The sequence below is a fragment of the Acidithiobacillus sulfurivorans genome, from assembly GCF_018853815.1.
Classification (GTDB): domain Bacteria; phylum Pseudomonadota; class Gammaproteobacteria; order Acidithiobacillales; family Acidithiobacillaceae; genus Acidithiobacillus; species Acidithiobacillus sulfurivorans.
The window spans coordinates 47,460-72,014 of the sequence record NZ_JAAOMP010000013.1 but is presented as its reverse complement, the minus strand read 5'-3'; the positions used below and the strand labels follow the sequence as shown (position 1 = coordinate 72,014).

The window sequence follows — 24,555 nt, the reverse complement described above, 5'->3', positions numbered from 1 at the left end:
TTCTGGCGACGAGCTTTTCGGCATTGAGTACACCCGCCGAGGCTGGAGCCGATCTGAATGCTTCCAGTCCCGGAGTGCAGGCCGCACGGGCCCAGTTGGAATCCATTGCCGCGCAGATGCGCCCCTATTTTGACAGTGGTGCCGTTGGCTGGACGGCCAACGGACTGGTGGCCATTCATGATGCTTCCGCAGTGCCTTTGCAGGCTCGCGCCGGCCTCAGCGGTCTGGTTAGCAGCAATAACAGTGCCTTGCAGAATCTTTACCAACAAATAGCCAATGCCAATGGTCATCCTGATTGGGAAGGACAAATTCAACAGACTTTTGCCCAGACCTGGATCAGCAAGGCCCCTGCAGGATACTGGTATCAGAACGCCAGTGGTCAGTGGCAGAAGAAATAAACACCATTTTGCAGAATATTCTGGTTTTTGATATCGAAACGATTCCGGATATTTCCGGAGGTCGGCGTCTGCATGGTATTGATCTTGCCGATGATGCGGGAGTGGCCGAATTGCTGCAGCATCAACGCCGTATTGAAACCCAGGGTGCCAGCGAGTTTTTACGTCCTTATCTGCATCAGGTGGTCGCCATTTCTGCGCTTTGGTGGCAGGGCGATCAGGTTAAACTCAGCAGCTTTGGCGCGATTGAGGATTCGGAAGCGACGCTGGTGCATGCTTTTTTTCAGATGATACAGCGTCACTCTCCACAATTGGTGTCCTGGAATGGCGCAGCCTTTGATTTACCGGTGTTGCACTATCGGGCTTTTTTGCACGGCATTCCGGCAACACGGTACTGGGAACAGGGACAAAACGATCCTAGCTATCGCTGGAATAATTACACCAGTCGTTATCATGAGCGCCATTTGGACCTTATGGATGTGCTCTCTGCTTACCAGGCGCGTAATGTTGCGCGCTTGCAGGACATGGCCCTGTTGCTGGGGCTGCCGGGCAAACTCGGCATGAGCGGTGCGGAGGTGCTGAATCATTATCAGCAGGGCGAAAAACAAGCCATTCGCCAGTACTGCGAAGTGGACGTTCTGAATACTGCTCTGCTGCATTTGCGCTTTGAGTTGACCCGGGGGCATCTGGACAAGATGGCTTATGAGGCGCGTCAGAGCCAGCTGCGCAGCTATTTACAGGGCCGTGATGAAGCCCATATCCGCGAGTTTCTAGACTTGTGGCCGGAGAACCTGCATGTCGCGTCCTAAGCCTATTCGCGATGCAGTGCCTGAACGGGTACACATTGAAAGCCTGGATGCAGAAGGACGGGGCGTTGCCCGGGTGGACGGCAAGGTGCTTTTTGTCGATGGCGCCCTGCCGGGGGAAGAGGTCATGGCCCGGCGCACCGAAAATCACAAAACTTTTGAACGGGGCGAAACGGTCGCCCTCCTGAAAACTTCTTCATTGCGGGTAACACCCCCCTGTCCTCATTTTGGGTTGTGCGGCGGTTGCAGTTTGCAGCATCTGGATGTGAGCGCGCAGGTGGCCATCAAGCAGCGTCAGTTGGAGGACAACCTCTGGCGCATTGGTAAAGTGCGTCCGCAGAGAATTCTCCCGCCCATTTTTGGTCCGAGTTTGGCTTATCGAAGCAAGGCCCGGCTTTCGGTGCGGACCCCCAAAACCCGTGGTGCTCTGGTGGGTTTTCGAGAACGCAGCAGCAACTACGTGGTCGATATGAACCAGTGTCTGGTGCTGGATCCCCGCGTTGGGCAGCGTATTCCGGAACTGCGGGCCCTGATTGGCAAAATGCAGTCTCCCCAGGATTTCCCCCAGATTGAAGTAGCTTGCACTCCCGACGCCGTGGCTTTGGTGTTTCGTCATATGCGTCCCCTGGCGGACAGTGATCTCATGCATTTACGTCAATTCGGGCGGGATCACGACCTACAAATCTGGTTGCAGCCGCGCGGTCCCGATACTCTGCATCCCCTCGTCCCCGAACAACCGCCCGCCCTGCATTATGACCTGCCGGATTATCAACTGCGGATGCGTTTTGATCCTTTGGTTTTTACCCAGGTGAATCAGTCGGTCAATCAGGTGACGGTGCGTCGTGCCATGGCTCTGCTCCGTCCTCAGGCCGGTGACCATATTCTTGATCTGTTTTGTGGTTTAGGGAATTTTACCTTGCCCATGGCGCGTTTGGGCGCGAATGTGCTGGGCGTTGAAGGAGATGCACGGCTGGTGGCGCTGGCTTCGGAAAATGCTGCTGCCAATGGGCTCTCGGCGCAAGCTCAATATCAGGTGGCTGATCTGACCCAGGCACGGATGAGTGACTTTCAGATGGCAGGAACTATCGACAAAATGTTAATTGACCCACCCCGGAGTGGTGCCATAGAAGTGTTGCAAAGTCTGACTCCCGGAGTCTCTCGTCTGGTCTATGTTTCCTGTAATCCGGCGACTCTGGCCCGGGATGCTGAATACCTGGTGCATGAGCGTGGTTATCAGCTGAAAGCAGCGGGTGTCATTAACATGTTCCCCCATACCGCCCATGTTGAATCCATTGCTCTTTTTGAAAAATGAAACGCCAGCAAACTGGTTTTGGGTGGATGTTTCCACTCAGAACCTGCGGGTGATGCAAGCTGCGCACGAAACGGTGCAATATCCCATTTCAACGGCCCTTAATGGACTTGGAGAAAGGCGTGCCAGTGCCTGCACGCCGCGCGGCTGGCATCAAGTCAGGGCGAAAATTGGCGCAGGATTGCCGGCTAATGCGATTCTGCGCGGACGCCGCTGGACGGGAGACTGTTATGACGCCAGTAAATCTCCGGATGAAAACGGCCATCATGACTGGATACTCGGGCGGATTCTCTGGCTTTCCGGCATGGAATCCGGGTTTAATCGCGGCGGTTGCTGCGATACGTTCCGGCGTTACATTTATATTCATGGCACAGCCGATACCGCTCGACTCGGTCAGCCCGTCTCGGCAGGCTGTATTCGCATGAGCCCGGAGAATGTCTGCATCCTTTTTCCTGAAACCACTCCAGGGCTCCCTGTTTTCATTGGCTTGCAGCCCCCTGTTGATTTCCCCCCGTTGAGGAGGTTCTGAATGGCCTGGATTCGCTTACCCCGATTTCGTCGTGCCGTAAACGTATTCAATCCGAAACTGTTTGAAAGCTTGTCTCTGGCTGCCTTTCTGGCCTGGGTGGGCCTGGGGTCAGATGCTTTGTCCTCATCGGCCTATGGTCCTCCGGAAATTTATTATGCCTTGAAGGGGCATGAATATCTGGCGGTTTTCCTGGCCATTGGCATTCCGGTTTCGGTGTTCATTATCTCGGCGGGTTATAAGCAGGTGATTGCCTTATTCCCGGATGGCGGCGGCGGTTATCATACGGCCTCAACGCTGCTCGGTCCTAAAGCCGGTCTGGTCAGCGGTTCGGCCCTGGTCGTGGATTATGTTCTGACCGCAGCCATTTCCGTGGCCTCTGGTACCGAAACATTGCTCAGCAGTCTGCCATCCCATTGGTACAGTGAGCGCATCCTGATTGATGTGGTCATTTTGCTCTTTCTGATTTTCATCAATTTGCGGGGCATGAAGGAATCCATCAAGATTCTCTTGCCCATTTTTATGGCGTTTGTCGCTACGCATATCATCATGCTGGGTTTTGGTCTGGTCAGCCATGTCGGGGATATTCCGACTATCGCTCACAACACGGTGGCCGGGGCTCAGCACGATAGCCAGTTGTATGGCTGGATATTCATTGCCGCACTGGTCATGCGTGCTTTCAGTCTGGGCGGTGGAACCTATACGGGTCTGGAGGCCGTGGCTAACGGGGTACATATCATGCGCGAACCGCGCATCCAGACCGGTCAGCGGACTATGACCCTGTTGGCAACCTCCCTGTCACTGGTGGCCGGAAGCCTGATATTTCTCTATCTCATGTATCACGTCCATGAACATCAGGGGCAGACACTTAACGCGGTACTTTATAGTGCCATCACCAGCGACTGGACTATTGCCGGGATCCACTTTGGTCCTACAGCGACGGTAATCACGTTGGTCACGGAAGGGTTGCTGCTGTATATTGCTGCCAATACCGGCATTATCACCGCCCCCATTGTTATGGCCAACATGGCGGTAGATCGCTGGCTTCCAGAACGCTTTTCCTATTTATCAGACCGTTTTGTGTCGCGAAACGGCATTCTTCTGGTCGGTTTTGCAGCGGTGGCCATTTTGCTGGCGACCGGCGGGCATGTGAGTATTCTGGTGGTGCTCTACAGTATCAACGTGTTTATCACCTTCACGCTGACCATGGCCGGTCTGAGTCGCCACTGGTTTGCCCAGCGCCATCATGAGCCGCGCTGGAAAGGCCGGCTCACTATCAGTGTTCTCGGTTTCATCGTCACAGCATCCATTCTGGCCATTACCATTTTCGAAAAATTCGATGCCGGTGGCTGGTTTACCCTGCTGGTAACATTGATTGTCGTTGTGCTTGGATACCTGATTTATCGGCACTACAAGAGCATCCGCAAAATTACCGCTGAACTGGATGAGACCATGCTGGATGTGGTGCCGGAACATCTGGAACCGGGTCCCAATTTGCCCCTGGACCCCCGGGGCGCGACGGCTGTCTTTTTTGTGAACCGCTTTGATGGCCTGGGGTTGCATACCTTGCTGACGGCGCATCGTATGGTCGGCGGCTTTGTCAAAAATTACGTGTTTTTGCTGGCTGGCATTGTTGGACAGGGTGAATTCAAGGGCATCAAGGCGCTCGAAGATCTGAAGGTTTATGTGGAAGCAGAAGCCAATCAGTATATGGCCTTCTGTCGTAATGAAGGGATGGCTGCCACCTGGTTTGCTACCTACTCCACCGACCGCATTCTGGCTATGGAAGAATTGGCGGATGTGGCCATTCGTTATTTTCCGCAAAGTATCTTTTTTGCGGGACGGGTCATCGACAATCGGGCACGGGGGCCTTTCCATAGCCTCCTGCATGACGAAGTCAGCTTCATCGTGCAGGACCGTCTCCAACATGATGGTTTCAGTATGATGATTGTTCCGGTCCATGTGCACGGTATTCCCAGTCAGCCTCCGCGCATTGAGTTACCGATTTCCATGTCGCCGGATATGGAATTGGTTCAGCAGGAGGATGTGAACAAGGAGGGGAGTAAGGCAGCGGCGCAGACATCCTCTGCAGCAAAAACAGATCCGACCGTGGAGACCAGCCCGGATGCCCCAACCCGCTGAACCGCGATTGCTCATGCGTGGTCCCTTGATGGTGGATATTGCTGGTCTTTGGCCAACACCCGAAGAGTGTGAGCGGCTCCGCCAGCCGGCGGTGGGTGGAGTCATCCTGTTCGCCCGCAACTGCGAAGATGCGCAACAGGTTCAGGCGCTTTGCCAGGAAATTCATGCGCTGCGCAGTCCCCCACTCCTGATTGGAATCGATCAGGAAGGTGGTCGGGTGCAACGTCTCCAAAAGGGCGTGACACGCTTTCCCCCCATGGCCAGGCTGGGCCAAAAGGCCGAAGCTTTGGGTCTGGAGGCGGCGCAATCCCTGGCTTATGACTGGGGGCGTCTGCTGGCCACTGAATTGCGGGAAATTGGCGTAGATTTCAGCTTCACGCCTTGTGTGGATCTGGATCGCGGGATTTCCCAGGTGATTGGTGATCGCGCCATCCACCGTAACCCGGATTGGGTGGGTGCCATTGCGGCGCGTCTTTGGCAGGGGATGTCCGATTCCGGTCTGCAGGGGGTAGCCAAACATTTTCCGGGCCATGGTGCTGTGGCAGCCGATTCGCATCTGGCTTTGCCTCGCGATGATCGACCATTTCTCGCCATTGAGGAAGACTTGCAGCCTTTCCGCTCTATGATTCAGGCAGCTATTCCGGCGATCATGCCGGCCCATTGTCTGTATCCGCAGATAGACCCCGGGCAGCCCGCTGGATTTTCATCGCGTTGGCTCACAGGCGTATTGCGCGGAGCAATGGGTTTTACAGGCGTTATTGTCAGTGATGATTTGAGCATGGTGGGTGCCCACGCGGCGGGAGACATGGCTGCACGGGTGGATGCGGCACAGGCTGCGGGTGCGGATTTGCTCCTGGTTTGCAATGATCCTGAAGGTGCCCTTGCAGCCATTGAGCACCTGCAAAATCAAGGGATGCAGACCGGGGCCAACACGCTGGCCGCTCTTGCTGGAGCCGCCGGAATTCCCTTGCCAGCCCCTGATCGCGCCCGCTGTATTCGCGAAATCACCGAATTATCCAGTTAAGCTCTTGTTTTTCCCGCGTCGCGTATTAGAATACGCCCTCACCATTTTTTACTCCTTGTTCGGGCGATGGGCGTCCGGACTCCGCAGTGAACCATAAGGAGCAACGTTTGCGTCATTATGAAATCGTGTTTCTGGTCCATCCTGATCAGAGTGAACAAGTCCCCCAGATGATTGAGCGCTATCGCGGCATGATCGAAGGCGATGGCGGTCATTTCCATCGCCTGGAGGACTGGGGTCGTCGGCAACTGGCTTATCCTATCAAAAAGGCCCATAAGGCGCATTATGTGCTGATGAATGTGGAATGCAGCGGTGCTGCCCTGGCTGAAGTAGAAGATGCTTTCCGCTTTAATGATGCGGTACTGCGGCATCTGATTCTGGTGCGTGAAGAGGCCGTGACCGAAGCGTCTTTTCTGGCCCGTGACGAGAATGATCGTCGTGAACGCGTCGAAACCGACAGTGCAGAAGGCGAAAGCGAATCCATTCACAGTGATAATGAAGCCGTTGAGACGGCCTGATTCAAGGAGCAGACAAGATGGCATTTAATCGGGATAGAGATCGGGACGGTGACGGTGATAAACGTGGCGGTGGAAATTTTACCCGGCGTCGCAAGTTCTGTCGTTTCAAGGCAGAAGGTGTCAAGGAAATTGACTACAAGGATCTGAAAACCTTGCAGGCCTATGTTGGCGAGACCGGTAAAATTGTCCCCAGCCGGATCACGGGCACCAGTAATTTGTATCAGCGGCAGTTGACCACAGCCATCAAACGCGCGCGCTTTCTGGCCCTGTTACCTTACGTTGTGCGTTAAGGCACTGACGGAGCGGTGACGGCGCAGCCACAGGGCGGAGTTCTGCGCTGGTTTCTCAGCGGACGCTGGCAAGCCGGTTTAAGTATTGCTGTCCTGTTCAGTCTGGCCGGGTTGGTACCCTTTCTGGCTGCGCCCCTCTTCTTGAACTGTGTGGCTTTGGTGGCTCTGGTCACTTTACAGGCAGGACGCAAGGAAAGTCTGGAAGTGCTGGTTATTGCCGGCATCGCCAGTATGCTCTTTACCTTTAACCCCTGGTTTGGGGTGCTATTTGCACTGGTGGCCTGGTTGCCGGGGCGACTGTTGGGTGAGGGGTTGCATTGGGATACGCAGTGGAGTGGCGTGGTCTGGGTGCTGATTGGCTTGTCTTTGCTGATTTTGGTGCTGATGTTGTGGGTAGTCCCGCTGGGTGCCGGGCCAGATTTCTGGCAGACCCAGATGACGCAGATGCTGAAACCCCTGGCCAAGGAGATCAGCAAAGCACAGATGGCGGCAGTTTTGCGCATGGCCCCTTTGTTGCCGGGTATCATGGCAGCGGCTTTGGTTTTGCTATGGACCCTTGCGGCGTTGTTGGCCAGTCGCTGGTACGAGCGTTATCAAGGTCTGGATCGACCGCAACGCGTTTACGGCAGTCTGGAATTGCCGGGTGTGCTGATCTGGCTGGTGGTGGCAACTCTGCTGGGCATTAGTCTGCTCCACGGTGCATTGGCCTGGCCATTGCAAAATCTGGCGCTGCTGGTCGGGACATGGTACCTCCTGCAGGGCTTGAGCTTTGTACATTTGTGGTTTGCTGCCAAAGGCTGGCCCACCATGGCCCTGGTAGGACTGTATATTGCCCTGATTTTGTTGTCACAGTTGCTGCTGGTGCTGAGTGTGCTGGGAATTCTGGACAGGGTGTTTCACCTGCGGCAAAGACTATTGAGACCACGTTCCTGAGGAACGTTTTTGCAAGGATTTTTGGGAGGAATTGAACATGAAAGTGATTTTGCTGGAACGTATTAACAAACTGGGTCGCCTGGGTGATGTTGTCGAAGTCAAACCCGGTTATGGACGTAACTTTTTGGTGCCCCAGGGCAAGGCAGTAGTCGCCAATCAACGGAATCTGGAAGAATTTGCCGAGCGTAAGGCTGCTTTGGAGCAGGTTGAAATGGAACGCCTGCAGGCCGCCCAGCAGCGTGCAGCCGCTCTGGCTGATGCCATCGTGAAAATTGCCTTGCAGGCGGGTGAGGACGGTCGCCTGTTCGGTTCTGTGGGTTTGCACGATATCAGTGCTGCTCTCAAGTCACAGGGTCATGAAGTGGCGCACACCGAAATTCGTCTGTTAGATGGCCCCATCAAGCGGATTGGTGAATTCCCCGCACGTGTCCATCTGCACCCTGAAGTCGAGCTGGATGTCATGGTTTTTGTCGAGCGGGCCTGATCACCGGGCACGCTGAGACGCGACCTTGTACGAAGAGGATGACTACGGCGGCGGGGTGAAAGCTCCGCCGCATTCCATTGAGGCCGAGCAATCGGTTATCGGTGCGTTACTGATTGATCCGGAATCTGCGGATCAGGTCATGGAAGCGGTCGCCGCAGAAGACTTTTATGAACGTCGGCATCGTCTGATATTTGATACGATCAGTAGCATGCTCAGTGCCGGTCGCGTCGTGGATGCGGTTACGGTGTCAGAAACCTTGCAGGATCATGAGCATCTCGCTGATGCCGGCGGTGTGCAGTATTTGCTCTTGCTGGCCAATGAAACACCTTCTGCCGCCAATGTGCTGGCTTATGCCCGCATTGTGCGTGAGCGGGCTACCCTGCGCCAACTGATTCGTGTCGGCCGGGAAATCGCCGAGTTGGCTTACCGGCCCGAAGGACGCGAAGCACGTATGCTTCTGGATGAAGCCGAAAGTCGGGTTTTCCAGCTGGCGGAAGGGCAGCAGCGGGCCGGTAAAGGTTTTGTGCAGCTGAAAGAAGCCTTGCCCGCCGTGATTGATCGTATTGAGGCCGTCGCCCGTGACAAAAAAGGGGTTACCGGTCTGGCTACGGGCTTTACTGACCTGGATGAAAAAACTTCGGGTTTGCATCCGGGTCAGCTGGTGATTGTGGCAGGTCGTCCCAGTATGGGGAAAACGTCCTTTGCCATGAATATAGCCGAGCACGTCGCCTGCGTTGAAGGCAAAAATGTGCTGGTATTCAGCATGGAAATGCCTACAGACGAAATTGTTTTGCGGGCCTTGTCGTCGCGTGGGCGAGTAGATCAGCACCGCCTGCGTAACGGCACCTTGGGAAATGACGATTGGCCACGACTGGCTCATGCCATTGGCGAATTGGGCACCGCGCCGCTTTTTGCCGATGATTCTGCGGCTTTGTCGCCTGTCGACCTGCGCTCCCGGGCACGCCGTCTGAAGCGCGAACAGGGCCTGGATTTGATTGTGGTCGATTATCTGCAGCTCATGCAGGTTCCGGGTAGAGGCGATAACCGGGTGGCCGAAATTTCCGAAATCAGTCGTTCATTGAAAGCCCTTGCCAAGGAGCTGTCCATTCCTGTCATCGCCTTGTCCCAGCTCAATCGTAGTCTGGAAAACCGCACTGAAAAACGTCCACAAATGTCGGATTTGCGTGAGTCCGGGGCCATCGAGCAGGACGCCGATCTGATCCTGTTTTTGTATCGTGACGAGGTGTACAACAAGGACAATGAAGAGGTAAAAGGCATTGCCGAAGTGATTATCGGCAAGCAGCGCAATGGTCCCATCGGAACTGTGCGGATGAGCTTTTTCGGCGAATATACCCGCTTTGAAAATTATGCGCCAACGGGCGGCGAATACAGTCACTAGATGACCCGCCCCATATTTGCCGAAATTTCCCCTTCAGCCTTGTGCCACAACCTCCAGGTGGCTCGTAATCACGCGCCTCAGGCCAGAATCATGGCGGCGGTCAAGGCCAATGCCTATGGTCATGATGTGCGTGTTTGTGCTCCGGTTCTGGCATCAGCCGGTGTGGATGCTTTTGCCGTGGCCTCTCTGGAAGAAGCCGAAACGCTGCACGCTTTGGCATTGAACAAGGCCATTTGTCTGTTAGGCGGTCCTTTTACAGAGGAAGAAGTACGGCTCGCCACGGAACGCGCTTACTGGCTGGTCATTCATGAAGATCGCCAACTCGCCTGGCTCGAAAGCCAGGTCCCGCATCGCGCTCTGCAAATTTTCATCAAGGTGGATACGGGCATGCACCGTCTGGGCTTTGCCCCGGAACGATTGGGGGAAGTTTTTGCAAAACTGCAGTCCTATCCGCACTGGCAGGTGCTGGGCCTGATGAGTCATCTGGCGCGTTCTGATTACCCGCAAGATCCATTCAATGATCAACAGATAGCGGTATTTGAGCGCATGGTCAAAGCGTATTCAGGTTGCACGCTGGGTCAGCATAGTTTGGCCAACTCCGGGGCTGTTCTGAGTCTGCCTTCGGCCCATCAATATTGGGTACGGCCGGGTTTGATGCTGTACGGATTATCGCCATTCACCGGTAAAAATGGTGTGGATGTGGGCCTGCAACCGGTGCTGTCCTGGCAAAGTGAAATCGTCGCGACGCGCCATCTTCAGGCGGGCGACTGGCTGGGTTATGGCGCCACCTGGCAGGCAGCAGAGGCCTGTCGGGTGGGAGTTGTCGCAGCAGGTTATGGCGATGGTTATCCGCGTCAGCTGGGTTCAGGTGCTGCCATCAGGGTGGCCGGTCAGGACACCCGTACGCTGGCGCGGGTCAGTATGGATATGCTTTTTGTGGATATTACCCATATTCAGGCAGATATCGGCAGCAAGGTGACACTGATGGGTGCCGAAGGACCTGCTCTGGAAACGCTCGCTCAGCAGCTGGATACCATCCCTTATGAAATGAGTTGCCGCATTCAGGTGCGCGTTCCCAGGAGGCTACGGGCATGAGTCGCGATAAAAATGTATTCGTGTGCCAGGATTGCGGGAGCAACAGCAGCAAATGGCTGGGCCGCTGTCCGGATTGCGGAGCCTGGAACAGCTTTGTGGAACAGCGTGTTGAAAAAAGCCGTACGCGATCGCAGACTGCTTTTGCCAATGCGAGTCCGCCCCAGTTTCTCCATGCGGTACCTTTGGAAGATGTTGGCCGAAGAACGACCGGGTTGTCAGAGCTGGATAGGGTACTGGGAGGTGGGCAAGTTCCCGGCGCGGCTATTTTGCTGGGGGGGGAACCCGGAATCGGCAAATCGACCCTGCTTCTCCAGACCGCGCATCACCTCAGTCTGAGTAGCAAGGTGCTCTATGTGACGGGTGAAGAATCGGCGGCTCAGGTGGCCATGCGCGCCCAGCGTTTGTCCCTCGGGAAAAGTCCGGTGCGGGTTTTGGCTGAAAACCATCTGGAAGCCATCGAAGCACTACTGCAGGCTGAAAAACCCGATTTATTGCTGATTGATTCCATACAAACCTTGTATACCGATAGCCTGCAGTCGGCACCCGGATCCGTAGCCCAGGTGCGTGAATGTGCCGCCCGTCTGGTGCGTTTTGCCAAGGCCAGTACAACCACAGTCTGGCTGGTTGGGCATGTGACCAAGGAAGGCGCTATTGCCGGTCCGCGTGTTCTCGAACACATGGTCGATACGGTGCTGTACTTTGAGGGAGAAGCTGGCAGCCCCTACCGGATTGTGCGCGCCATCAAAAATCGTTTTGGTGCAGCCAATGAGTTGGGCGTATTCCAGATGCAGGAAGCCGGACTGAGTGAAGTGGCCAATCCTTCGCAGTTATTTCTCTCCCAGCATGAAAAACCGGTGCCCGGCAGTGTGGTGCTGGCAACGCAGGAGGGTACACGCCCGCTGCTCGTCGAGGTGCAGGCGCTGGTGACCCCCAGTCCATTGGCTAATCCCCGCCGCGTCGCCATTGGCTTGGATCCCAATCGCTTGTCTTTGTTGCTGGCTATATTGCATCGGCATGGGGACAGCATGTTTTTTGATCAGGACGTTTTTGTGAATATTGCCGGGGGGATTCGGGTCAATGAACCCGCTGCTGATCTGGCGGTGGCCTTGGCTTTATTGAGTAGTTTTCGCAACAAGGCGGTGACGGGAAGGCGGGTGGTGTTTGGAGAGCTGGGTCTGGCCGGTGAGGTGCGACCCGTAGCCGATGCCCAGGGACGTATTCGCGAAGCGGTCAAGCTGGGCTTTAAGGGCGCGATCACTCCGCGTGGAGATCAGTTGCAGGCTCCCGGCACTTTCCAAATCACTTCGGTACTGCGCTTGGGTGATGCTATGGATGATGCCTTTTCAGGATCTTAGAGAGATTTCCCCCAACGGGTTTTCATGGCTTGCAAAATCTTCAAGGAGTCGTTACGGTAGCGACTGTGTAGTCGTCAATTTGTCACGTAATATGCTGATATATGAAGTTTATTTTCGCTCTCACAAGAGGAGAAACACCATGCAGAAATCGTTGGGTCATTCTATTAAATTCGGACTGGTCGTGTTGGCACTGGGAGGGTTGGGACTGGTGAGCAATGTGGCTTTTGCCAGTGATGCCATGGCCGCAAGCCCGGCTCAGATTAAAGATTTTGCCCATGCTGTTGCGCAGATCAAACCCCTGAACGCGCAGGCTCATGCTGAAATCAGTCAGAAAGGCGTGAATAAAGCCAAGCAGGACGCGGTCAAAAAATCCTATATGGAAAAAGTGGACAAAGTGCTGGAGACCAACCATCTGAGCGCCGGACAATATTCCAGCATGCTCAAGCAAACCCAGACTGATCCAGCCTTTGCCAAGCAGGTTGAAGCGGCGATGCACTAAAATTCAGATAGGTGCCGCAAAGTTTGCAAGATTGCGGCTCTCTTTCTGATTATTCTAAAAACGACAGTTGGCCTGAAGGCTTTTTGCTCCAACGTCCCTTGCCTGCTGTTCTAAGGCGCGGGCCAAAGTCGCGGCAAAGCCCTCAGGCCAACTGTCGTTTTTAGGTTGATTTGTGTGATAATAGGCGCATAGGAGGTTTACCTTATGCGCATACTTGATTTACCTACTCCCGATTATCCATTCCGACGCCGTCAGCTCATGCAGAAAATGCATGACTCTGCTGTCGCCATTATTCCTACGGCTGTCCCCAAGCAACGTAATAGTGATGTGCAATATCCCTTTCGAGGCGATAGTGACTTTTTATACCTCACCGGATTTGAGGAGCCTGAGGCCGTACTCGTCCTGATTCCTGGACATTCCGAGGGCGAGCAAATTCTGTTCTGCCGTCTTCGTGATCCGGCTCGGGAAACCTGGGATGGGCGCAGGGCGGGCCTGGAGGGGGCGCTGGCTCAATGCCAGGTGGATCGCTGTTATTCGATTCATGATTTGAATGAGCAAATACCGGCGCTTCTGGAAGGTCGAGAGCTTCTGTTTTATCCCATGGGGCAAAACAGTGATTTTGACGCCAGAGTCATGCATTGGCGAAATCTGGCGAAAAGCAAAATTCGTCAGGGTATTCGTTACCCGCAGGAAGTGGTGGATGTCGGTGGTCTGGTACATGAAATGCGCCTATTTAAGGATCCTGTCGAGCTGGAGTGCATGCGGGCCGCCGTGGGCATCAGTGGTGCCGGACATCGTCATGCCATGCGCCAGTGCCAGCCTGGAATGATGGAATATGCCCTGTGTTCGGAAATCGAACATGTTTTTCGGCGTCTGGGTTCACCCAGCGTGGCTTATCCCAGTATTGTCGGCGGCGGTGAAAATGCCTGTATTCTTCACTACACGGAAAATAATGCGGAATTGCGCGACGGAGATCTGGTTCTGATTGATGCCGGGGCAGAAGTTGCCGGATATGCGGGGGATATTACCCGTACTTTCCCGGTGAATGGCGTCTATAGCCCTGCCCAGCGGGAAATCTACGAAATCGTTCTGGCATCTCAGGAGGCTGGAATTGCTGCGGTGCAGGCTGGGAGGCCGGTTTCTGATTATCACGATGAGGCGGTCAAGGTTTTGGTAGATGGCCTGCGTGATCTGAAAATCCTTTCGGGCAGTCGTGATGCCCTGATTGAACAGGGAGGCTATAAAGCTTTTTATATGCATGGTACCGGTCACTGGTTGGGCCTGGATGTGCACGATGTGGGACATTATCGCAATAAAGACAAGACCTCGCGCAAACTGGAACCCGGAATGGTGTTGACGGTAGAGCCGGGTCTGTACTTTGCTCCAGCCAATCTTTCGGTACCGGAAAGATGGCGGGGAATCGGAATCCGGATCGAAGATGATGTAGTGGTAACAGCGGCTGATCCCGAGATTCTTTCGCAAAATGTCCCTAAAAAAGTGGCAGACATTGAGGCAATGATGGCTGCGGGACCGGCCTGAACTGAATTGTTCAGATGCCGCTTGTACTGGGTTTGCTGGAATGCACAAAACGCAAGCGGGCTTTTCGAACGCCAAAGTCCATTGCTTGCTGGACGCTGCCCATAAGAATGTCTGCGGCCATGTGATAACGGGGATTCATAGTGTCCCATACGATGCCATGAATGATTTTTCCCGAAGAGAGAACGATGTTGATTTTTTCTCCACAGCGATTACTGCCATTGCTGCGAAAGAAAAGATCGGGTGACAGGGCGATCTGGTTGGGCCGGGTGGGCCCGCAGGCTGACATGCCAGGATTGCTGTTGGTTTGGCTGGGTAAAGCATTATATGCCGTAACCCGGCGCAAATAAAAAACTTGATGGTGGATGATGAGAGCGCCATCCCCTTGTGCAGCAGTAGATTCATTGCGGGGGTTACTATCTTGATCACTGGTTTTTTCCAGGGCACCAGATCGAGAAGGGTTCACAACGATGGCTGTTTTTGGAGTGAGTTGAGTGAGTATTCCGGCTGGTAATCCTGAAGAATTAAGTGCCAGCGCATTCGGTAATAATAAAGCCATCAGGGCAACGCCCATTCCTGCAGACAGACTTTTAATCATAGGGTTCTCCCGCTTTGAGCTGGCATTCTGGAGCCGGTTCCCAGACGAAACACAGACGGGTATTGTTCTCAAATCATGAAAAGGAACAATATTTTATAAAAAATCTGGAAAAAATCAAGGAGATAAATTAAGTCTATCAAAAACAATTGGTTGCAATTGCGTCCGAGCTTGTGCGTGGTGATGCGCTGCCTTTTCTGCAAGATGGATTGAAAAAATTAGTATCCATAGTGACGCTGAGACTAGCGTATTGTTATTTTTTTAGTTATGATCCATCTGCTCGTTTTCCAACCCAACAAAGGAGACTGCTATGAGCAAGTTTACCACAGCTTTGAAAGTAACTGCGCTGATTTTGCCCCTGGGCCTAGCCGGTTGCGCTACCAGTTCTGACCTCGCTAAGGTTTCTGCCAAGGCTGATGCCGCGCAGTCCACCGCCAACGAGGCTCTTGCCAAGGCCAATGCCGCACAGAGCACTGCAACTGACGCTTTGAGCAAGGCTAACGCCGCACAGAGCACGGCTGATCAGGCCATGAGCACTGCCAATTCTGCCAACCAGAAGGCTGAAGAAGCCAATGAGAAAGTAGAGCGCATGTTCAAAAAGGCGATGATGAAGTAATTTTATCGTCGTACTGGATGTGCAAAGGCCCCGCCGGTTTCCGGCGGGGCCTTTGGTTTTTTGCACTTACATGAGGCTATAGGAAGTTTGGTGGAATTTTGTGGTTATGTCACCATTCTGTCATCAAAGCTTCATCATATTGTCACATTACATGTCTAGACTTCTTGTTCCCAGTTAATAGAAGCTCTACCAAAGGACATGAAAATGACAGTAAAAAACACCTATCGTGTGACAGGAAGCCTTTTGCTCGCACTCTGTGCGCTGCACTCCGATACCTCCATCGCTGATGCGATTACTGCTTCCACCCGTAGCATGGGGGATGACGGTTCAGTGAATGTTGGTGAGGTCTCCAAAGCGGACAATGCTTCCATCTATGTTGCCCCGAAATCAGCGGTCCCCAGCCAACGCCAGATCTTCCGCTCTGGCTTGGCAGAGAAGGTCATCGGAAAAAAACAGATTGAAGCAGCTGGTCCTGGAGCTTCTGGTAATGAAATGTTGAGTATGGCTCCAGGGGTTAATGTGATCAGCGGCTATACGGCAACGGGTGGCGGCAAAACTCAGATCAGTATCAATGGGGTCAAACAGGGCTGGCATATACCTGGAGGAGCCATTGATGATGGCAGTATTGCAACGACTTTTGATGGAGTTCCTATGGCAAATGTTGCCACAGGATTATGGGCTTCCCCCGACGTGAACCAGTCGTCGCTGATCAGTGGAATTCGGCTTACCTACGGTCCTGGTAATCCGTCAAATCGTTGGTACAACAGCATTGGTGGTACCATCAACTATATTCCGCTGCAACCGACCAAAAAAGCCGGTGCAGCAATCGGGATGAGCTATGGGAGCTATGATTTCAAAAACATCCACTTTGCCATCAATACCGGCGAGCATGATGGTTTTGCTGCGGTCATCGGCGGTGGCTCAAGTTCTGGTAATAGTTACCTGAGTGCTCCAGCGGGTTCAATTGTCCGGCCGTTTGGCAGCAGCAATATGTCGAGTTATAGCTATTCCTGGTATTTTAAAGGGATTAAAACTTTTACAAACGGGAATGTCAGTTTGGGCGCCTATCTGGCAAAAGGGCAGTCCTATAAACCATTTATGCAGCTTCTGTCGCCTATTGAAGGCATTACAATCAATGGTCAAGATGCGCATAAAAAACCAATACCAGGCCCTCTATACAGCCAGCAAACATCCGGATTTTATGGTGCTCTACCATACAAGGATGACAGCAATACCGTATGGATGCTTTATCAAAAAACGAATGTGGATATTGGTGCGGGTACTGAGCTTCATAATATGGTTTGGTTTCGCCATGGTGATAGATTGCATTACCAAATCAGTCGATTTTACCCTGAAGACTATGAATATTATACGCCACATACCAATGTATATGGAGATAAGCTGAGTTTTGTTACGCATTTGCCATGGAATGAGCTGGAGTATGGTGGCTATTTTATCAATGAACGGTATACCGTAGAAAATAACAATTTTCCTTATGGTGCATATGACCCGGCAGCGGCCTTTAAACAAAAATATTTATATAAAACATTTGACTCAACGGCATTGGCAGCTTATCTGCAAGATCGCATCTCGCCCATTGAATCTCTGGATATCACCCCTGGGGTTCGCGTCGTAGGTTACCAAACCCGTTATACTCCCAATATGTGTGCAGAATCGCCTGAGGCCTGTGCGCTGGACCCGAAAGGTGAAGAATCCAGTCTTCCAGCTTCCTCGAAAAGCTATGAACAGGTGGAACCCTCGTTGGCAATCAACTGGAGACCAATGCAGCATCTCGCATTATTTGCCAGCTACGCAGTAGCCTATAAAACGCCGGGTGCTGCAGATGACGGTGGTGGGGTATTTCAGAGCATCCCGACCAGTGCCTTGAGTTTAGAAAAAGGTCAGGAATATCAGGCGGGCATGAAATTTCATGTCAAAGAAGCACCGTATCTTCATAACTTTCTCGCTAGTGTGAACTGGTATTTCCTGCATTTTTCAAATCAGTTTATTCCTATTACTTTGCCTGATAATTCGGTGATCAATGCTCAGGGAACATCTGATTATGACGGCGTCAACATCTCTCTGGAAGATGACCCGATCTATTGGCTACACCTGTTTACCAATCTGAGTTTTGAAAAGGCGAATTTTACCCACTATGCCCTTCAGGGTGGAAAAAGCTACAACGGCTTACCACTGCCTTATGTCCCCTCCCAAACCGCAAATGTAGGGTTTTATACGCAGAACTACGTTGCAGGGGTAGATATTGAACCACGGCTGTGGATGACCTATACCGGGCCACAGGCGATATTTGACTCCATCACAAATGCGCCCTCACCAGATATTAAAATGCCTGCTTTTACCCTGGTCAATTTTTCTCTGGGCGCGAAAGTGCCGGTGCATTTCATAGGTTTGAACTATCTCAGTAGCAAGCTGGAAATCATGAACCTGCTGGGAAAGAAATATAATCGTTATGTTCAGGTAGATAGCGGAAGTTCTGGCCAATTTGGTCCCTTGGGGGCAGGTGCACTGGTGGGTTACGCCGGAGCACCAAGACTGGTTTACTTCAGCGTTTCGGCAAAGTTCTAGATATTTACTACGCAGGGTGAGCCAAAGTCCCATTATCGGGGCCATTGGCAACCCTGTACTTATCCGCACTGTCAATTATTGCTGATTATTACTTCGTGGAGACTTTTATGACAAAGACCATATATCGCCGTGATTTCATGAAGCAAATGCTTGGAATCACCGCTGGCATCATCACCGCACCCTACCTCATGACCTCGGCAAAAGCTACAGGTACCACATCCTATAACCAATTACGTAATAATATTGATCATATAGTGGTCATTTTTCAGGAAAATAGAGGTTTTGATCATTATTTCGGGACTTATCGTTCACCACATGGTGCAAAAATTCTGAACCTTTTAAATGCCCAAGGTGAAGTGGATCCAAGATTTACCGGATTACAGAAAGATATATCTGGGACCCCCTACCAAACTTTGCCATTGCCAAAGGATGTTCCTGGTTTTCAAAATGTGACTTTGATGAACAAACCTTTTCATCTGGAGCCATACATTCCATCTGATTCTGGAGTACGCTGGAACCCTACCCATCATTTTTTTCGCATGCGGGCAGAAATCAATAACGGGAAAATGGATCGTTTTGTCGCCCTGGCGCTCGGGCAAAAAAATGTACACCTATCCCCAAAAGATTTGGAGACCTTTTCTCCTGACCAGCTCGCTCGCAGTCTCAGTGCACCCACTGGTCCCGTACTTGGGTATTATGAGCGGGCGGATATACCCTTCTACCACCAACTAGCAGATAAACATGTATTGTTTGACCGATTTTTTCAGGCGATGAGTGGGGGCTCTACCGGTAATGCGTTGTACCTGGCTGCGGCCCGTTCCTGCATCAATACCAAGGCCCCTGTAGATCGCAGAAGTCCGGCAAATCCACCTTTCGATGCCCGGGAGCATCCGTTTTATGATTTACCCTACAATCATGAGGGAGTACTCATCAACGACATCAACCCGGTACAGGGGCCAACAGTGGTTCGTTCCGACAAATTTCCTGCAGATTATCCGCCCCCGGAAGAACAAACGTATGCGAACATTGGCGATCGTCTGCAATCGGCTGGACTGGATTGGGCCTGGTACAACGAAAATTGGGAGATGGTCAAGCCCTGGGCAATGAAAAGCGCCTTTGACCGTGGTGATGGTTCGGCGGTGATTGATGAAATACACGAAAGTCACTATGTGCCTCATCACAATCCTTTCCAATACTACCAGCGCTGGTATGACTATGTGCGGCAAGGGCATATGCGCAGTACGAATGATTTTGTGGATGATGCCAGGAGTGGAAAATTGCCGCCGGTTTCGTTCATCAAGGCTGCAGGTCCCCGTAGTGAACATCCTGGTGAGGATACACCCGTAGCGGGGATGAACTGGGTAGAATCCCTGCTCAAAGCGGTCTCGGAAGGTCCTGCGTGGGGGAAAACCGCTATATTTATTACCTATGACGAGGGTGGTGGTTTCTGGGATTCTGTACCACCGCCACAGCTTGATGCATTTGGCTTGGGTACGCGTACCCCAGCTCTACTGGTGAGTCCTTTCAGCCGTTCAGGTCTGGTAGATCACCATCTGGCACACACGGGCAGCATACTGAAACTCATTGAGACACGTTTCGGACTTGATCCGCTGAATGAACGTGATCGTCATGCCTACGATATGCTTGCGGCTTTCGATTTTGATCAGGCACCCAAGGCGTTGCTATGAGAAAATCATACCGGAAGTAGGTTTCCTTTTCATAATTACTTAACCCGTATACTCTTAACGGAACAACCTTATAAGGGGGGTGTTCTCATGACTACAGCAAGACAGTTTGAGGAACCAATAACCAATCTATACGAAGTGGACTTTCTGGCATGGATAGAAGACCAGGCCCAGGCCTTGCGTGCTCGGAAGTCAAGCAGCCTGGATTGGGAAAATATTCTGGAGGAATTGGAGAGCATGGGCAGAAGCGAAAAAAACGCCCTCAGAAGCCATTTGCGAGTGCTGCTCATGCACTTGATAAAATGGCAATGGCAGCCCCAAAAACAGACCAAGAGTTGGGCGACCACCATAAGAAACCAACGGCTTGAACTCAAATATCTCCTTAAAGACTCACCAAGTCTCAAGAGGCTGATTCCTGAAATGCTGCCGGACGCTTGGAATAATGCCGCTGACGAAGCTGCTTTTGAAACGGAGTTGCCGATCTCCACCTTTCCAGAATTGTGTCCTTGGGATATTGACACGCAAATCTTTGCTAACTGGTGGTCAGAATAAACACGGTCACTGCGTAAGCCTTTTCCACGCTCATTATCATACTCACAAGGCGGCACGGTCTGCGGTACGCGCCAAACAACCCATTTCCAGGATGTCACCGTTAGGTGCAATATCCCTAAAGCGGGTGATCAATGTTGCTTTCATGGAATGATTTTATCGTTTTCTTGGATCCGTGACACAACAGAACTGACGCTACTGACGGAGCCAGAGCAGCAACTCTATCGGGATCTCAAGCGGCTGCGCTGGGGGCAAAACATTCGCTTGGAGCAGGCGCGGATCAACTGGGCTACCGCATGGAGCGTGTTGCAGCGGACATTGGCCTAAAGCCACTGGCCCGCAATGGTTACCTGCCGATGGCAGAACCCGATCAACGCAGCGCGTTCAACACTTTTTCGGCTTCCGGCCAGGGCAGCCGTCGCTTACCTGACTTCATTCGGTCGAGTGCCTTGAGGGCGTCGTCGACTATCAGCAGGTGGTTCTTGATCATGGCGTACAGCAACCCGATGGTGCCCATGACGTTGACCTGCTCCTTGTTGGCAACAATCCGCAAATTGGTGTCGCCGGTCAGTAAGGTGCAGGTCTCCTGCTTCGCAAGCGCCAGTGCCAAGTAGTCGTTGTGACTGGGCTTGGGGCCGTTTTTCGCGGGAAGCAGATGGTTGTGCTGGCCTGGCAACTGCTCGGCATACGCCACGAAGTCGCCGCTGACCTCCATGACCTGCAAACCCAGGTCTTCAAGGCCAGGACTGCCCGGCTCAATTTCTTCGTAGTACAGCAAATCAGGGATGCCGAACTGCATCGGAAGCTGGAAGAGCGTCGCCATCAACGCTCCCGCTTCCATATCGATCAAGATGTTCGCATCACTGATGAGCAACCGCATCCGATGACTCCAGTTGGCGTTCTTTGTGGAAGCGCATCATCGGGATGCCCAGCAGTTCCGCCGCCTTGCCTTCGGAGATGTATTGCTCGGCCAACGCGCGGTACACCAACTGATCAAATAGTCGGGGATGCTCTTGCGGCAGGGGCTGGCCAGGCTCGGTCTTGCGCCAGCCCTTGGCCGAAAACCGCTTGAACAGAGAGAGATGAGCGGCCTCGGTGATCACGCCACACTGTTTGGCGCGCTGCAGCCATCCAGTCATCGACAGTCCGAACTTGTGCTTGAGCACATACAGCTCTTGCCATTCTAGCGCATGGCGTTGTGCACCAAGCAACTGCAACACCGCGACACGCGGAGCCAGGAAGGCACCGGCGAACCGGTCGCAAGCTTTCTCTTCGTTGATGCCGTCAGCCAGTCGTCCTTCGAGCAGCAGGTGCCCCAGTTCATGCGCCAGCGTGAACCGCTGCCGATCACCGGGCCAGCGCTTGGAAACAGCCACGACCGGATACTCCCGGCCATCTTCGGTCCGAGCCTTGGCCGTCAAGCCAGAGAAGCCCGGGTTCTCTTCATCGACCACGATGACCAGTAAGCCAACCCCTTCGAGGGTGTCGGTGAGGTCAGCAATCGGATTCAGCCCCAACTGCCAAGCGTTGCGGACCGAATCCGAGAACGCATCGATCTCATCCAGCGAGGAGATGTGCTCGGGCAGATTCGCGGGCGGCGCAAACGCCGGGAATGGCAGTTCGGGAAATGCGCCGAGCAACTCCACGCGCTTTTCCACCAGCTCGGCGACCTTGATCTTCAGCGCATCCTGCGCGGTCTTGCCAAAGGTCGAGAGCTTGCGGAACTCGGGCTGCAGCAGTTCAACCGTATGCATGCGAAAGAAGTATTCGGTCCGAATGCCGCAGGCGCGGGCCAGTTTGAGCAACTGAGTCGACGACGGCGTCAGCAGACCCTTCTCGTACTTCTGGATGGCGGTGTGAGAAACACCCACCTGTTCGCCCAACGCACCCAGGGTCAGACCTGCCGCCAATCGTGCTTGACGAATGCGATCTGCAATCATGACGTCTCCTTGGGTTAGGTTTAAAACAACCGATATTCTACAAAATTTTTAAACCAAAGAGAAGCCTGCCCGTCTCGGTGACCGTGGCGTCACTCGTGGGCGTAGCGCCACAGATATAGTAAGCGGCACCATCTCGGCATTCGCAGACGTGTTTCAGAAGCACATTGGCCGATGCCAATGAAACTCGTGATGTTGAGAATTTAGCGTTTGGGGAACAGCACGGGAAAACATCACCAACTGGTGGCCTTCACCACCCCGCCGGATGCTGCAGTACCCGCTAGCCCGTGTTCACGGCACAAATCCCGCCACTGCAAGGCGGTCACGGACTGTATCAATGACACGCTGGCGATCCGGCATGGCCAGACAGCCTATGCGTTCTGCCATATCCATCTCTACAGTGGCGATTTTTGCTGTGCGCACCACCGACGCCGCCGACAGGCCGACACCTGCGAGATCAGCAATCTCAACATCTCCAGACCACCCCCTGTTTTCCGCGCTGGTGATCATGAGCACCCACAGCAGGAGTGGACTCCCCGTGCCGTTGCTGATTGCAATGACCAGGGCGGGGCGGTACTGATGAACAGGTCGGTTGGTATAGGGGAACGGTAGCCTTACGACATCCCAAACTTCACAACTGCCCATAGGCCCGTCGATCTGCTTCGCTGTCCCATTCGGAAAATAGCACGAAGGGGTCTTCCTCAGCCTCTTGAGTCGCTTTACTCAGCAGGACCCGGCCATCCTCAATGCGGTAGGCGATCGCATCCCCCTCACGAAGATGCAATGCAATCCGCACCGGCTGCGGAATGGTGGTTTGGGCTTTGCTGGTCAATTTGCTGGTAATCATGGCGATCATCCCTGCGAGTTCCGAGACGACTTATGGTAAGGATATTCCTTGCTGGCTGCAAGCCCTGGGAAGAACTGAACTGACTGATCCACTCAAAGGCCAACAATCGCATAATCACTGAATCTGCCAAAGTATGGGGTCGCCCCAAAAAGATTCAGCGGAGTATCGCTCTTACGGTCATAGTGCTTATGATTAACCTCTGACCAGACTCGCCCAGCGTAAATAGACCAGCTGCGGCTTTCAGTTGATATCATATCAATCATACGATGGGTGGGTTTTTGAGGATAGGTAATCATATAATATACGCATCAAACTATAGTGCATATCTATAAATTGACAAAAAATGGTTGAATGCCTATATTCTGATAGGTGATAAAGGGCGGATTGGCTGCGCAACCGGATGAATATAAAATGGATGTTAGGAATACGGCCAGAAAGCAGTACGTACGAATAGTGGATCGCACATCGGAGCAGCTTCGTAATCTTTACCAACCGAAAGGCGGGTGGCTAACTCTGTTGCGTCATGCACTTGGCATGTCCGGCGCTCAGGTCGCCGCCCGCATGGGCGTTAGCCGCAACGCGATCTATCAGGCGGAAGGCAACGAACGCGCCGGCGCGATCACCATCGCCCAGATGCACAAAATAGCCAAGGCCATGAATGCCGAGTTCGTCTACGCGCTCGTACCCAAAGGCAGCGTTGACGATGTCATCCGCGCCCAGGCAAGGCAGAAGGCCGAAGCACTTGTGCGGCGTGCGAGCGCGCATATGGCCCTCGAAAGCCAGTCACTTTCCAATGAACAGACCAAACAGCGGATCGAAGATCTCGCCGATGAGCTTGTTCGTGACATGCCTTCCGGCTTCTGGGAGAACGAATGATTTTCGTGGGGCCGGAAGGCACGACACCGCTCGACCCCGATGAGCGGCAAGGCCTCAGATACGAACACATCAGCACACGCTCCGAGCTGGACGAACTGGAGCAGGCAAACATCGAGCAGGGGCTCGCCTGGGTCACGAGGCAACATCGTGTCGATATCTTCGATGACGCCTTTATCCGTCGGCTCCACATGAAGCTCTTCGGCGATGTCTGGACTTGGGCAGGTCGTTTCGACTTGCGACCCTTGCTTCTCTATGGTTTCCTGCCAATAGCGCGTAACCAATGTTTCCAGATTCGACGCCGCTGCAGTCCAGGCATTCGCCGCCCCATTGCATTGGCGGGTATCTCACGATGTAAATGAACGGTTCCTTGCGCATATATAACGTCATTTGGGCAAAAAGGCAATGAGACGCAAAAAAGCACCTAGCAAATATCGCTAAGTGTTTGTTTTATTTGGGGTGGCTGACGGGGCTCGAACCCGCGACAACCGGAATCACAATCCGGGACTCTACCGACTGAGCTACAGCCACCATATTGAAGAGAGCGCATGATACAACG

27 protein-coding genes and 1 tRNA gene are annotated in these 24,555 nt (G+C 53.1%); 22 read left to right on the top strand and 6 right to left on the bottom strand.

The window, feature by feature from the left end; genetic code table 11:
• The 15 genes from HAP95_RS00685 to pepP form a co-directional block, all read left to right on the top strand.
• Positions 1-398, top strand: a 398-nt coding sequence (locus HAP95_RS00685; RefSeq protein WP_226832322.1) for a DUF1318 domain-containing protein, incomplete at its 5' end; no start/stop codon positions are given.
• Positions 383-1,204, top strand: coding sequence for a 3'-5' exonuclease (locus HAP95_RS00680; protein WP_215882533.1), 822 nt, complete (start codon positions 383-385; stop codon positions 1,202-1,204). The genes HAP95_RS00685 and HAP95_RS00680, both read left to right, overlap by 16 nt.
• On the top strand, positions 1,191-2,513 hold the full coding sequence (gene rlmD / locus HAP95_RS00675; protein WP_215882532.1) for a 23S rRNA (uracil(1939)-C(5))-methyltransferase RlmD: 1,323 nt from the start codon (positions 1,191-1,193) through the stop codon (positions 2,511-2,513). The genes HAP95_RS00680 and rlmD overlap by 14 nt, the downstream gene beginning before the upstream one ends.
• Complete coding sequence (locus tag HAP95_RS00670; RefSeq protein ID WP_226832320.1) at positions 2,503-3,039, top strand: L,D-transpeptidase; 537 nt, start codon at positions 2,503-2,505, stop codon at positions 3,037-3,039. The genes rlmD and HAP95_RS00670 overlap by 11 nt, the downstream gene beginning before the upstream one ends.
• On the top strand, positions 3,040-5,178 hold the full coding sequence (locus tag HAP95_RS00665; RefSeq protein ID WP_215882530.1) for an APC family permease: 2,139 nt from the start codon (positions 3,040-3,042) through the stop codon (positions 5,176-5,178).
• Positions 5,162-6,202, top strand: coding sequence for a beta-N-acetylhexosaminidase (gene nagZ, locus HAP95_RS00660; RefSeq protein ID WP_215882529.1), 1,041 nt, complete (start codon positions 5,162-5,164; stop codon positions 6,200-6,202). Before HAP95_RS00665 ends, nagZ begins: the two co-directional genes overlap by 17 nt.
• A 107-nt stretch (positions 6,203-6,309) precedes the next feature.
• The gene (rpsF, locus tag HAP95_RS00655) at positions 6,310-6,717 is read left to right on the top strand and encodes a 30S ribosomal protein S6 (protein ID WP_215882528.1); all 408 of its coding nucleotides are present in this window, start codon (positions 6,310-6,312) and stop codon (positions 6,715-6,717) included.
• Positions 6,718-6,734: 17 nt separating this feature from the next.
• The gene (gene rpsR, locus HAP95_RS00650; RefSeq protein WP_010637680.1) at positions 6,735-7,007 is read left to right on the top strand and encodes a 30S ribosomal protein S18; all 273 of its coding nucleotides are present in this window, start codon (positions 6,735-6,737) and stop codon (positions 7,005-7,007) included.
• 15 nt (positions 7,008-7,022) lie between these two features.
• Positions 7,023-7,940: a DUF2232 domain-containing protein gene (locus tag HAP95_RS00645; RefSeq protein ID WP_215882527.1), complete on the top strand. Its 918-nt coding sequence runs from the start codon at positions 7,023-7,025 to the stop codon at positions 7,938-7,940.
• Between the two features lie 37 nt (positions 7,941-7,977).
• Complete coding sequence (gene rplI / locus HAP95_RS00640) at positions 7,978-8,424, top strand: 50S ribosomal protein L9 (RefSeq protein WP_215882526.1); 447 nt, start codon at positions 7,978-7,980, stop codon at positions 8,422-8,424.
• Between the two features lie 25 nt (positions 8,425-8,449).
• The gene (dnaB, locus tag HAP95_RS00635; protein ID WP_215882525.1) at positions 8,450-9,823 is read left to right on the top strand and encodes a replicative DNA helicase; all 1,374 of its coding nucleotides are present in this window, start codon (positions 8,450-8,452) and stop codon (positions 9,821-9,823) included.
• Entirely contained in the window at positions 9,824-10,918 is a 1,095-nt protein-coding gene (alr, locus tag HAP95_RS00630; protein ID WP_215882524.1) for an alanine racemase, read from the top strand. It begins immediately after the preceding gene.
• Positions 10,915-12,273, top strand: a complete 1,359-nt coding sequence (gene radA, locus HAP95_RS00625; protein WP_215882523.1) for a DNA repair protein RadA — start codon at positions 10,915-10,917, stop codon at positions 12,271-12,273. The genes alr and radA overlap by 4 nt, the downstream gene beginning before the upstream one ends.
• 139 nt (positions 12,274-12,412) lie before the next feature.
• Positions 12,413-12,772 (top strand): DUF4168 domain-containing protein, encoded by a 360-nt coding sequence (locus tag HAP95_RS00620; protein ID WP_215882522.1) that lies wholly within the window; start codon positions 12,413-12,415, stop codon positions 12,770-12,772.
• Between the two features lie 204 nt (positions 12,773-12,976).
• Complete coding sequence (pepP, locus tag HAP95_RS00615) at positions 12,977-14,311, top strand: Xaa-Pro aminopeptidase (RefSeq protein ID WP_215882521.1); 1,335 nt, start codon at positions 12,977-12,979, stop codon at positions 14,309-14,311.
• A gap of 10 nt (positions 14,312-14,321) precedes the next feature.
• Here the strand turns inward: pepP and HAP95_RS00610 are convergent, their stop codons facing one another.
• The gene (locus HAP95_RS00610; protein WP_215882520.1) at positions 14,322-14,906 is read right to left on the bottom strand and encodes an RlpA-like double-psi beta-barrel domain-containing protein; all 585 of its coding nucleotides are present in this window, start codon (positions 14,904-14,906) and stop codon (positions 14,322-14,324) included.
• A gap of 307 nt (positions 14,907-15,213) precedes the next feature.
• On the opposite strand from HAP95_RS00610, the gene HAP95_RS00605 reads away from it, so the two are divergent.
• From HAP95_RS00605 to HAP95_RS17425, 5 genes are all read left to right on the top strand, one after another.
• Positions 15,214-15,519 carry an Lpp/OprI family alanine-zipper lipoprotein gene (locus HAP95_RS00605; protein WP_024892891.1) on the top strand — a complete coding sequence of 102 codons (306 nt, stop codon included), beginning with the start codon at positions 15,214-15,216 and terminating at the stop codon, positions 15,517-15,519.
• A 204-nt stretch (positions 15,520-15,723) separates the two neighbouring features.
• Entirely contained in the window at positions 15,724-18,105 is a 2,382-nt protein-coding gene (locus tag HAP95_RS00600) for a TonB-dependent receptor (protein WP_215882519.1), read from the top strand.
• A 107-nt stretch (positions 18,106-18,212) separates the two neighbouring features.
• On the top strand, positions 18,213-19,793 hold the full coding sequence (locus tag HAP95_RS00595; RefSeq protein ID WP_215882518.1) for a phospholipase C: 1,581 nt from the start codon (positions 18,213-18,215) through the stop codon (positions 19,791-19,793).
• Positions 19,794-19,880: 87 nt separating this feature from the next.
• The gene (locus HAP95_RS00590; protein WP_215882517.1) at positions 19,881-20,342 is read left to right on the top strand and encodes a DUF29 domain-containing protein; all 462 of its coding nucleotides are present in this window, start codon (positions 19,881-19,883) and stop codon (positions 20,340-20,342) included.
• Between the two features lie 147 nt (positions 20,343-20,489).
• Entirely contained in the window at positions 20,490-20,666 is a 177-nt protein-coding gene (locus HAP95_RS17425; RefSeq protein WP_215882516.1) for a Wadjet anti-phage system protein JetD domain-containing protein, read from the top strand.
• Positions 20,667-20,709: 43 nt separating this feature from the next.
• On the opposite strand, the gene HAP95_RS00580 is transcribed toward HAP95_RS17425, so the two are convergent.
• The 4 genes from HAP95_RS00580 to HAP95_RS00565 form a co-directional block, all read right to left on the bottom strand.
• Positions 20,710-21,219: a PIN domain-containing protein gene (locus HAP95_RS00580; protein ID WP_215882515.1), complete on the bottom strand. Its 510-nt coding sequence runs from the start codon at positions 21,217-21,219 to the stop codon at positions 20,710-20,712.
• Complete coding sequence (locus tag HAP95_RS00575; protein WP_215882514.1) at positions 21,200-22,279, bottom strand: helix-turn-helix domain-containing protein; 1,080 nt, start codon at positions 22,277-22,279, stop codon at positions 21,200-21,202. Before HAP95_RS00575 ends, HAP95_RS00580 begins: the two co-directional genes overlap by 20 nt.
• A 288-nt stretch (positions 22,280-22,567) precedes the next feature.
• Positions 22,568-22,921: a type II toxin-antitoxin system PemK/MazF family toxin gene (locus HAP95_RS00570; protein ID WP_215882513.1), complete on the bottom strand. Its 354-nt coding sequence runs from the start codon at positions 22,919-22,921 to the stop codon at positions 22,568-22,570.
• Positions 22,908-23,123 carry a type II toxin-antitoxin system PrlF family antitoxin gene (locus HAP95_RS00565; RefSeq protein WP_226832318.1) on the bottom strand — a complete coding sequence of 72 codons (216 nt, stop codon included), beginning with the start codon at positions 23,121-23,123 and terminating at the stop codon, positions 22,908-22,910. The genes HAP95_RS00570 and HAP95_RS00565 overlap by 14 nt, the downstream gene beginning before the upstream one ends.
• Positions 23,124-23,534: 411 nt before the next feature.
• On the opposite strand from HAP95_RS00565, the gene HAP95_RS00560 reads away from it, so the two are divergent.
• Both HAP95_RS00560 and HAP95_RS00555 read left to right on the top strand, forming a co-directional pair.
• A complete protein-coding gene (locus tag HAP95_RS00560; RefSeq protein ID WP_226832340.1) occupies positions 23,535-23,999 on the top strand; it encodes a mobile mystery protein A in 465 nt (154 codons plus the stop codon).
• Positions 23,996-24,358, top strand: a complete 363-nt coding sequence (locus tag HAP95_RS00555; RefSeq protein ID WP_215882510.1) for a hypothetical protein — start codon at positions 23,996-23,998, stop codon at positions 24,356-24,358. Before HAP95_RS00560 ends, HAP95_RS00555 begins: the two co-directional genes overlap by 4 nt.
• Positions 24,359-24,451: 93 nt before the next feature.
• Here the strand turns inward: HAP95_RS00555 and HAP95_RS00550 are convergent.
• A tRNA-His gene (locus HAP95_RS00550) sits at positions 24,452-24,527 on the bottom strand.
• Positions 24,528-24,555: the final 28 nt, after the last annotated feature.

What these genes read in the sequence shown, in the direction of transcription:
- rlmD (WP_215882532.1), top strand. Translation starts at nt 1,191, where the DNA reads ATGTCGCGTCCTAAGCCTATTCGCGATGCAGTGCCTGAACGGGTACAC.
- HAP95_RS00665 (WP_215882530.1), top strand. Translation starts at nt 3,040, where the DNA reads ATGGCCTGGATTCGCTTACCCCGATTTCGTCGTGCCGTAAACGTATTC.
- nagZ (WP_215882529.1), top strand. Translation starts at nt 5,162, where the DNA reads ATGCCCCAACCCGCTGAACCGCGATTGCTCATGCGTGGTCCCTTGATG.
- rpsR (WP_010637680.1), top strand. Translation starts at nt 6,735, where the DNA reads ATGGCATTTAATCGGGATAGAGATCGGGACGGTGACGGTGATAAACGT.
- rplI (WP_215882526.1), top strand. Translation starts at nt 7,978, where the DNA reads ATGAAAGTGATTTTGCTGGAACGTATTAACAAACTGGGTCGCCTGGGT.
- alr (WP_215882524.1), top strand. Translation starts at nt 9,824, where the DNA reads ATGACCCGCCCCATATTTGCCGAAATTTCCCCTTCAGCCTTGTGCCAC.
- radA (WP_215882523.1), top strand. Translation starts at nt 10,915, where the DNA reads ATGAGTCGCGATAAAAATGTATTCGTGTGCCAGGATTGCGGGAGCAAC.
- HAP95_RS00620 (WP_215882522.1), top strand. Translation starts at nt 12,413, where the DNA reads ATGCAGAAATCGTTGGGTCATTCTATTAAATTCGGACTGGTCGTGTTG.
- pepP (WP_215882521.1), top strand. Translation starts at nt 12,977, where the DNA reads ATGCGCATACTTGATTTACCTACTCCCGATTATCCATTCCGACGCCGT.
- HAP95_RS00610 (WP_215882520.1), bottom strand. Translation starts at nt 14,906, where the DNA reads ATGATTAAAAGTCTGTCTGCAGGAATGGGCGTTGCCCTGATGGCTTTA.
- HAP95_RS00605 (WP_024892891.1), top strand. Translation starts at nt 15,214, where the DNA reads ATGAGCAAGTTTACCACAGCTTTGAAAGTAACTGCGCTGATTTTGCCC.
- HAP95_RS00600 (WP_215882519.1), top strand. Translation starts at nt 15,724, where the DNA reads ATGACAGTAAAAAACACCTATCGTGTGACAGGAAGCCTTTTGCTCGCA.
- HAP95_RS00595 (WP_215882518.1), top strand. Translation starts at nt 18,213, where the DNA reads ATGACAAAGACCATATATCGCCGTGATTTCATGAAGCAAATGCTTGGA.
- HAP95_RS00590 (WP_215882517.1), top strand. Translation starts at nt 19,881, where the DNA reads ATGACTACAGCAAGACAGTTTGAGGAACCAATAACCAATCTATACGAA.
- HAP95_RS17425 (WP_215882516.1), top strand. Translation starts at nt 20,490, where the DNA reads ATGATTTTATCGTTTTCTTGGATCCGTGACACAACAGAACTGACGCTA.
- HAP95_RS00580 (WP_215882515.1), bottom strand. Translation starts at nt 21,219, where the DNA reads ATGCGGTTGCTCATCAGTGATGCGAACATCTTGATCGATATGGAAGCG.
- HAP95_RS00575 (WP_215882514.1), bottom strand. Translation starts at nt 22,279, where the DNA reads ATGATTGCAGATCGCATTCGTCAAGCACGATTGGCGGCAGGTCTGACC.
- HAP95_RS00570 (WP_215882513.1), bottom strand. Translation starts at nt 22,921, where the DNA reads ATGGGCAGTTGTGAAGTTTGGGATGTCGTAAGGCTACCGTTCCCCTAT.
- HAP95_RS00565 (WP_226832318.1), bottom strand. Translation starts at nt 23,123, where the DNA reads ATGATTACCAGCAAATTGACCAGCAAAGCCCAAACCACCATTCCGCAG.
- HAP95_RS00560 (WP_226832340.1), top strand. Translation starts at nt 23,535, where the DNA reads ATGGATGTTAGGAATACGGCCAGAAAGCAGTACGTACGAATAGTGGAT.
- HAP95_RS00555 (WP_215882510.1), top strand. Translation starts at nt 23,996, where the DNA reads ATGATTTTCGTGGGGCCGGAAGGCACGACACCGCTCGACCCCGATGAG.